Source organism: Shewanella sp. 10N.286.52.E4 (assembly GCF_041468785.1).
GTDB lineage: Bacteria > Pseudomonadota > Gammaproteobacteria > Enterobacterales > Shewanellaceae > Shewanella > Shewanella electrodiphila.
Window position 1 is genome coordinate 1 of sequence record NZ_JBFRJJ010000106.1, and the last position, 441, is coordinate 441.

At 34.9% G+C, this 441-nt stretch carries 1 protein-coding gene; it reads right to left on the reverse strand.

Features of this window, described 5'->3' with window-relative positions; translation table 11 throughout:
- The coding region (locus AB4153_RS21615) for a hypothetical protein (protein ID WP_371998634.1) at positions 1-371 on the reverse strand (371 nt) is incomplete at its 3' end.
- Positions 372-441 lie beyond the last annotated feature (70 nt).

The window sequence follows — 441 nt, forward strand, 5'->3', positions numbered from 1 at the left end:
GCCAACTTAATTTGTTTGGGGTGTTTTTCACCTGTTGAAGCTAAAAAAGTATCAAGATCCTCTATTAAATACACCAAACTAACATCATTTTTATAACTTTCAAATCCGTGAATCAAAGCCTCAGCCCACATACTTACCTTATTTGTGCAAATGTCTATATCTAGGTTTTCTTTCCTATACAAAAAGTCAGCCCAGCGAAAATTAAGGCCTACAATCCAAGTTTTAATTATCCTCTCTCTTCCGTCTTCACCTTCAAGTTCGATATAGTCTTTCACGCTTTGCGGTATAAGAACTTTATCAATACTAACCTCCCGTCCATTTAAACAGCTACTTCCCTTGAACTTAAATTTATTTCGAAAATTACTTCTCATTAAAAATATACTGCGTTCATTCCCCCTATAGGCAGGTATATCTGAATAGCTTTTTTTTCTTCACAATGGC